Origin of the sequence: Vibrio sp. 10N.222.46.A1 (genome assembly GCF_041473595.1) — a bacterium.
Classification (GTDB): Bacteria; Pseudomonadota; Gammaproteobacteria; order Enterobacterales; family Vibrionaceae; genus Vibrio; species Vibrio tasmaniensis_A.
In genome coordinates, this window is the sequence record NZ_JBFRSN010000669.1 from 1 (window position 1) to 6,428 (window position 6,428).

Annotated in this window: 8 protein-coding genes; all 8 read left to right on the plus strand. The window is 44.8% G+C overall.

The window, feature by feature from the left end:
* A partial coding sequence (locus AB4496_RS18055) for an SDR family oxidoreductase (RefSeq protein ID WP_372131543.1) occupies positions 1 to 153 on the plus strand: 153 nt, incomplete at its 5' end.
* Positions 154 to 319: 166 nt separating this feature from the next.
* Complete coding sequence (gene acpP / locus AB4496_RS18060) at positions 320 to 553, plus strand: acyl carrier protein (RefSeq protein ID WP_012603569.1); 234 nt, start codon at positions 320 to 322, stop codon at positions 551 to 553.
* Between the two features lie 93 nt (positions 554 to 646).
* On the plus strand, positions 647 to 1,891 hold the full coding sequence (gene fabF / locus AB4496_RS18065) for a beta-ketoacyl-ACP synthase II (RefSeq protein WP_004736554.1): 1,245 nt from the start codon (positions 647 to 649) through the stop codon (positions 1,889 to 1,891).
* Between the two features lie 103 nt (positions 1,892 to 1,994).
* Positions 1,995 to 2,873 (plus strand): aminodeoxychorismate lyase, encoded by an 879-nt coding sequence (pabC, locus tag AB4496_RS18070; protein WP_009848979.1) that lies wholly within the window; start codon positions 1,995 to 1,997, stop codon positions 2,871 to 2,873.
* Complete coding sequence (gene mltG, locus AB4496_RS18075; protein WP_009848980.1) at positions 2,870 to 3,886, plus strand: endolytic transglycosylase MltG; 1,017 nt, start codon at positions 2,870 to 2,872, stop codon at positions 3,884 to 3,886. The genes pabC and mltG overlap by 4 nt, the downstream gene beginning before the upstream one ends.
* A gap of 10 nt (positions 3,887 to 3,896) precedes the next feature.
* Entirely contained in the window at positions 3,897 to 4,529 is a 633-nt protein-coding gene (tmk, locus tag AB4496_RS18080; protein WP_009848981.1) for a dTMP kinase, read from the plus strand.
* A gap of 6 nt (positions 4,530 to 4,535) precedes the next feature.
* Positions 4,536 to 5,501, plus strand: a complete 966-nt coding sequence (locus tag AB4496_RS18085) for a DNA polymerase III subunit delta' (protein ID WP_009848982.1) — start codon at positions 4,536 to 4,538, stop codon at positions 5,499 to 5,501.
* A complete protein-coding gene (locus AB4496_RS18090) occupies positions 5,492 to 6,259 on the plus strand; it encodes a TatD family hydrolase (RefSeq protein ID WP_009848983.1) in 768 nt (255 codons plus the stop codon). Before AB4496_RS18085 ends, AB4496_RS18090 begins: the two co-directional genes overlap by 10 nt.
* Positions 6,260 to 6,428: the final 169 nt, after the last annotated feature.

Sequence of the window (6,428 nt, forward strand, 5' to 3'; positions counted from 1 at the left end):
GACCAACGTGCAGTAACTTTGGCGAATGTACCAGCAGGTCGACTAGGTGATCCTCGCGAAATCGCTGAAGCTGTGGTATTTTTGGCGTCACCTGCGGCAGCTTATATCACAGGTGAAACACTTCACGTCAATGGCGGTATGTACATGGTGTAAATTATGTGCAACATTTGTGCATGATTTAAGTCAAGATCATACGTAATTTCGGTTAAAATCGTGAAAATTGTGGTTTGACCAGAAAAGTTGACCTTGCAACTTTCAATAGATTGAATAAACTACGGAAAACATCGCATAAAGCGAACTCTGTAAAGGAAAAGAAAAAATGAGCAACCTCGAAGAACGCGTAAAGAAAATCATTGTTGAACAGCTAGGTGTAGACGAAGCTGAAGTTAAAAACGAAGCTTCTTTCGTTGATGACCTAGGTGCAGATTCTCTAGACACAGTGGAGCTAGTAATGGCTCTAGAAGAAGAATTCGACACTGAGATTCCAGATGACGAAGCTGAGAAAATTACTACTGTTCAAGCTGCTATCGATTACGTAACTAGCGCTCAGTAATAATCTCTCCCAGGCGGTCACCTCGACCGCCTGTGTTTTATCTAACTCATCTATCCTCATCTTAAATCACCTCAATCCCCGGAGTGTAATATCGTGTCCAAGCGTCGTGTAGTTGTCACTGGCATGGGTATGTTGTCGCCGGTAGGCAACACTGTAGAATCTTCTTGGAAAGCCCTGCTAGCTGGTCAAAGTGGTATCGTTAATATCGATCATTTTGATGCAACCAATTTCTCAACTCGTTTTGCAGGTCTAGTTAAAGACTTTAACTGCGAAGAGTATATGACTAAAAAAGATGCTCGTAAGATGGACTTGTTCATCCAGTACGGCGTCGCAGCAGGTATTCAAGCTTTAGATGATTCAGCCCTAACTATTACTGAAGAAAACGCTCCTCGTGTAGGCGTTGCTATCGGTTCTGGTATTGGTGGTCTTGGTTTGATCGAAGCCGGTCACAAGGCTCTAACTGAAAAAGGCCCTCGTAAAATCAGCCCGTTCTTCGTACCGTCGACGATCGTGAATATGATTGCGGGTCACATGTCTATCATGCGTGGCCTACGCGGTCCAAACATCGCGATCTCTACAGCATGTACGACTGGCCTACATAACATTGGCCACGCGGCTCGTATGATTGCATACGGCGATGCTGACGCAATGCTAGCGGGTGGTGCTGAAAAAGCATCGACACCACTAGGTATGGGCGGTTTTGGTGCGGCTAAAGCACTGTCTACTCGTAACGATGAGCCTCAAAAAGCTTCTCGTCCATGGGACAAAGGCCGTGACGGCTTCGTTCTTGGTGACGGTGCAGGCATGATGGTTCTTGAAGAGTATGAACATGCTAAAGCTCGTGGCGCTAAGATTTACTGTGAGCTAGTTGGCTTCGGTATGTCGGGTGACGCTTACCACATGACATCTCCAAGTGAAGATGGTTCTGGTGGCGCACTAGCAATGGAAGCGGCTATGCGTGATGCTGGCATTACTGGTGAACAAATCGGTTATGTTAACGCACACGGTACTTCGACTCCTGCAGGTGACGTAGCGGAAGTGAAGGGCATCAAGCGTGCTCTTGGCGAAGCAGGCAGCAAGCAAGTCTTGGTTTCTTCTACGAAGTCAATGACAGGCCACCTTCTAGGTGCTGCGGGTTCTGCTGAAGCTATCATCACAGCGATGTCTCTAATTGATCAAATTGTTCCACCAACAATCAATTTAGATGATCCTGAAGAAGGCTTAGATATTGACTTAGTACCTCACACCGCGCGTAAAGTTAGCGGCATGGAATATGCTGCATGTAACTCATTCGGTTTCGGTGGTACTAACGGCTGTTTGATCTTCAAAAAGATTTAATCATCTTATATAAGAGTCAAACATCGTAGATAGTCATAATTAGAACTGTTTTTAAACGGCTCGATGCTTTAGCATTGAGCCGTTTCTTTTTATGGGGAAAAACATGTTTTGGGTTGATGGAGAAAGTCAGCAAACTGTCGATATCTTAGATCGCTCGTTTCAGTATGGAGACGGCTGTTTTACTACCATGCTTGTTCAAGATGGCCAGATTCAATATTTTCACGATCATCAGCGTCGTGTTGATGATTGTCTTAAAGCGTTACGCATTTCCGAACTTGATTGGAATACGGTTAACCTTTGGCTCGATAATGCACTTGAACATATCCAACACAATGCGCCTCCTGGTACAAAGAGCCTTGATGGTTCAACGAATCTTCAAGAAAAAAACAAGCCTCATAATGAAAAAGCAGGGCTCAAGCTGCACGTTAGCCGTGGGGCAGGCGGTCGTGGCTACAGTACCAAGAATATCGCCAAGCCAACGATAACCATCAGTACATTTGATTACCCAAGTCATTATTTCGCGTGGCAAGATTCCGGTGTAGAACTCGGTATCTGCCAACAAGCACTGGGTTTGAGCCCATTATTGGCCGGTCATAAGCACAATAATCGCCTTGAGCAAATCTTGATGAAAGATGAAATGGATCAGGCCGGTGAAGTGGATGGCGTGGTTCTGGATATATCAGGTAACGTGATTGAAACCACCATGGCTAATCTGTTTTGGCGAAAAGGGCAGACGATTCACACTCCTCAACTGACGCAAAGTGGCGTTGCAGGGGTTATGCGTAAGCAAGTGTTAACCGCGCTGAATCAAGCTGAACTTTCCGTTACTATTAGTGACTACTGCTTATCTCAACTCATGCAAGCTGATGAGGTTTTCATGACCAACTCCATTTTAGGGGTTGCCCCAGTTACCCGTATTAGTGATACCCAATTCAACATTGGAACCGTTACTCGTAGCCTTCAAGGACAACTAAACTCGTGATCAAAAAGTTATTTATTTTTATTATCTTGTGCCTAATCGCAGCCGTGGCTGCTGGTTTTTATGTTTACAACCAAGCGCAAGATAACCTGAAACAAGTTATTCAATTGGAAAAACCACAAGTTGTTACTGTTGCTTCAGGCAGCAGCTTTAACCGCGTCCTCGCACAGTTGATTAATGAAGGGCTGTTTGAGGCTTCTCCTTACGAGAAATTAATCCGTAAGTTACATCCTGAGCTTGTAGACGTAAAAGCGGGTACATTCCTGCTCGAACCAGGTTTAACCCTAGAACAGGCGTTACAAGTGCTTGTAGAAGGGAAAGAGCACCAATTTACTATTACCTTCGTAGAGGGCAGTCGTTTTGATGAGTGGCTTGTTCAGCTAAAAGACAACGAATTCATTCAGCAGACGTTGAATGATGTTTCTGAAAAAGAGATCGCACAAAAGCTTGGTATCGAAAATGAAAAGCTTGAAGGTCTTTTCTTAGCGGAAACGTATCACTACACCTATGGCACAACGGATTTAGATTTGTTGAAACGCGCCCACCGAGATCTAATGAACGTGGTCAATGATGAGTGGGAAAACAGAGCCGATAAGCTGCCTCTTAAATCGCCGTATGAAGCTTTAATTCTTGCGTCTATCATCGAAAAAGAGACTGCTGTCGCTTCTGAGCGTGAGCGTGTGTCTTCTGTGTTCGTTAACCGCTTGAACAAGCGTATGCGTTTGCAAACTGATCCAACGGTTATCTACGGCATGGGTGCTAGCTACAAGGGTAATATTCGAAAGAAAGATCTACGCACACCAACGCCGTACAACACCTATACAATGAGCGGTTTACCGCCAACACCGATCGCGATGGCGGGTAAAGCGTCTATCAACGCGGCTCTGAATCCAGAGAAGAGCAACTACCTGTATTTTGTTGCGAGTGGAACGGGCGGTCACGTATTTTCAAAGAGTTTGACTGAGCATAACCGTGCAGTACGAGCTTACTTAAAGCAATTAAGAAAAAACAAATAAAGAAAGAATTATGAATCAGTCGAAATTTATCGTGGTTGAAGGCCTTGAAGGTGCTGGCAAAAGTACAGCAATCAATGCCATCGTTGAGACATTGAAAACAGCCGGTGTCGCTGACATCGTTAATACTCGTGAACCCGGTGGTACCGTGCTTGCCGAGAAGATGCGCTCGTTGGTCAAAGAAGAACACGAGGGCGAGAAGCTTCAAGACATGACTGAGTTGCTGCTGATGTACGCAGCGCGTGTTCAATTAGTAGAAAACGTCATCAAGCCTGCACTAGACAGTGGTAAATGGGTGTTGGGTGATCGCCATGATATGTCATCTCAAGCTTATCAAGGTGGTGGTCGTCAGATCGCACGCACTACGATGGAATCACTGAAAGAAACCACGCTAGGCGGTTTTAAGCCAGATTTAACACTATATTTGGACCTAGACCCTAGAGTCGGGCTAGAGCGTGCTAGAGGTCGTGGTGAGCTTGATAGAATCGAAAAGATGGACATCTCATTTTTCGATCGCACGCGTGAGCGTTACTTAGAAATTGCAGGGCAAGACGATTCTGTACTCGTGATTAATGCACAGCAAGAGCTTGAGCAAGTAGCCGCTGATATTAAAGTCGCGCTCAGTGCTTGGCTCAATAAACAGTAGGTAGTCATGGCTGAAGTGTATTCTTGGCTCACACCGGTATGGAGTGAGTGGAAAAAAAGTCTCGATGCAGAACGTTTTCCTAACTCTGTGATCGTTAATGCGCCTGAAGGGCTTGGTGTGGAAGCGCTGGTTAGCCAACTTACCGATGCATTGATGTGTGTTAATTACGAAAGTGAAGCGTGCGGATTTTGCCACAGTTGTGAACTGATGAAGTCGGGGAGTCACCCGGATTTCCATGTGATCGAACCTGAGAAAGAAGGTAAATCGATTACCGTTGACCAAGTGCGTGCGAGTAACCGCTGGGCTCAACAATCGTCACAGTTGGGTGGCTTGCGTGTCATTTTGCTGAGTCCGGCTGAAGCGATGAATGAATCGGCGTCTAATGCGCTGTTGAAAACACTGGAAGAACCTGCGAGTAATTGTATTTTCATCCTTTCAACGCGTAACAGTAATCGCTTAATGCCAACTATTCTTAGCCGTTGCCAGCAATTTAATGTGGTGTGTCCACAATTAGATGCAGGATCGGCATGGTTAAATGGAGAAGTCGGTAAAACGGTTCCTCAGTACATACTGACATTGAACGACAACGCCCCCCTGAAAGCGAAAGCAATGTTTGATCAAGGTGGCGTCGAAGCTTCAACAAAAGCGCTCGATGGCTTTGTGAATGTGATAAAAGGCACTCAACCCGACATGCTGAAGTTCTCTACAGAGCTTAGCAAAGACCCTTTGATTCAACTTAGCTGGCTTTGGCATTTATTGTCAGATGTACAAAAGCTGCATTTTGGTTTAGCTAATCAGGCTATCATTCCGAGTGCGAAAGCACTGTGTGAGGTGATGTCTTATCAAAGTGCTTATGCAGCGTCGAATAAACTGCTGATATTGATTGAGCAGTTCAAGCTACACCCTGGGCTCAATACGGAGCTACTCATAATGAATTGGCTGATAGCCACTTGCGAGGAAACATGTTCGTAGATTCCCATTGTCATTTAGACAAACTGGATTACCAAGATTTACACACCAGCGTAGAAGACGTGGTTAATAAAGCGAAAGCAGCCAACGTTGACCAACTGCTTTCTGTCGGTGTGACGTTGGATTCGTTTGAAAACATGCTTGAGATGATCTCGCCGTTTGATAACGTTAAGGCTTCGTGTGGCGTTCACCCTCTCGACGTAGAGAGCGACTTCTGTTTAGACAGAATGCGTGAGTACGCGAGCAACCCTAAAGTGGTGGCGATTGGTGAAACTGGCCTAGATTATCATTACCAACCAGAGACTGCAGAGCTACAACAGCTCAGGTTCAAGCAGCACGTTGAGTTGGCTGTTGAGCTTAATAAACCTTTGATCATCCACACGCGTAACGCGCGTGAAGATACGTTAGCTATTTTACGCGATGGTGGAGCAGAGAAGTGTGGTGGTGTGATTCACTGCTTTACTGAAGATCAAGCGTTCGCTGAAGCGGCAATGGAATTAGGTTTCTATATCTCGATCTCAGGAATTGTGACCTTTAAACAAGCCACAGAACTTAAAGACGTTGTGAAAAACCTACCTCTAGATAGGTTGCTGATCGAAACGGATTCGCCATATTTGGCGCCAATTCCATATCGTGGTAAAGAGAATCAGCCTGCATATGTAGTCGAAGTTGCGGCTTATATCGCCCAGTTAAAAGGGGTATCAATGAAAGAGGTTGCTGAACAAACGACCAAAAATTACCAAAAACTTTTTTTGCGATAGAAATCTAACTAAACAAACAAAAGGGAGCGAAAGCTCCCTTTTTGTGTTTTTGATCACCAAAAATGCGTTTTTTTTTAATGTTTACGGAATATGTTGAACTTGAGAGCGTGAATTGCAACATTTGTAATTTTGTTACTAAAAATAACATTACCCTCTATTTTATTTACTC

Coding starts and splice junctions, on each gene's coding strand:
- acpP (WP_012603569.1), top strand. CDS start 320: ATGAGCAACCTCGAAGAACGCGTAAAGAAAATCATTGTTGAACAGCTA.
- pabC (WP_009848979.1), top strand. CDS start 1,995: ATGTTTTGGGTTGATGGAGAAAGTCAGCAAACTGTCGATATCTTAGAT.
- tmk (WP_009848981.1), top strand. CDS start 3,897: ATGAATCAGTCGAAATTTATCGTGGTTGAAGGCCTTGAAGGTGCTGGC.
- AB4496_RS18085 (WP_009848982.1), top strand. CDS start 4,536: ATGGCTGAAGTGTATTCTTGGCTCACACCGGTATGGAGTGAGTGGAAA.
- AB4496_RS18090 (WP_009848983.1), top strand. CDS start 5,492: ATGTTCGTAGATTCCCATTGTCATTTAGACAAACTGGATTACCAAGAT.